Below are 1,059 nucleotides of genomic sequence, written 5' to 3' on the forward strand. Positions count from 1 at the left end.
AGTTTGCCATGGCAAGCAGTGCGGCCGTGGCGGGTGCGGGCGTCAGCCGGCCGGCGCTGTGCGGCAGCGTCGAGCTGCAGGCCGGGGGCCGTGACTTCTCGCCGATCACGCAGAAAGAGCGGCAGGCAATACCGAGCGCCTGCTGGCAATGCGTGACGCGGGACGCCATCGTGGGCTATGTCGAGGACGGACGGCTGATGAAGATCGAGGGCCATCCGGACTCCATCCGCACCCGCGGCGTACTCTGCGCCAAGGGCCAGGCGGGGGTCAACCAGGTGTACTTCCCGGATCGCATCCTCTATCCGATGAAGCGCGTCGGCGAGCGTGGCGAGGGCAAGTGGAAGCGGATCTCCTGGGACGAGGCACTGGACGAGATCGTCTCGAAGATCAAGCCACTGCGCGACCAGGGACATCCGGAGAAGTTCATGTTCCAGTACGGGCGCATGAAGGCGAGCTCCAGCGTGCTCATCAAGGACGCCTTCCTCGGCACCTACGGCACCAAGACCATCGGCAATCACACCGCCATCTGCGAGGGCGGCAAGTGGACCAGTCAGGAGCTCTCCTGGGGTGGGCACTACGACAACTGGGATTTCGACAACACCGACTTCGTGCTGATCTTCGGCAGCAACGTGCTGGAGACGCATACCAATCACATTCCCACGGCCCAGCGTCTGATCGAGGCGCATGTGGACCGCGGCGTGCCCGTCTACACCTTCGACGTCCGGCTTACCAATACGGCCGCAAAGTCGAACGAGTGGATCCCGATCAAGGTCGGGGCGGACGGCGCGGTGGCGCTGGCCATGTCTCATGTGATCATGGCCGAGGGGCTCTACGACGAGGATTTCCTGAAGTTCGTGCGTGTCACCCCGGACCACAACGCCAGCATCGACGAGAAGGTCGAGGCGCTCAAGACCCACCTCGCCGAGTACACGCCCGAGTGGGCCGAGACCGTGAGCGGTGTCCCCGCCGACAGGATCAAGGATCTCGCGATCCAGTTCGGCAAGGCGAAATCCGGTGTGGTGGTGAGCTATCGCGGGACCATCGCGCACCACCATGGCT

1 protein-coding gene is annotated in these 1,059 nt (G+C 64.2%); it reads left to right on the top strand.

The window, feature by feature from the left end:
* Window positions 1-26 precede the first annotated feature (26 nt).
* Window positions 27-1,059 (top strand): molybdopterin-dependent oxidoreductase (locus tag CKO31_RS26025; protein ID WP_200243801.1); only part of this gene is annotated, 1,033 nt, incomplete at its 3' end.

It is taken from the genome of Thiohalocapsa halophila (genome assembly GCF_016583825.1).
In the GTDB taxonomy this organism is placed as follows: domain Bacteria; phylum Pseudomonadota; class Gammaproteobacteria; order Chromatiales; family Chromatiaceae; genus Thiohalocapsa; species Thiohalocapsa halophila.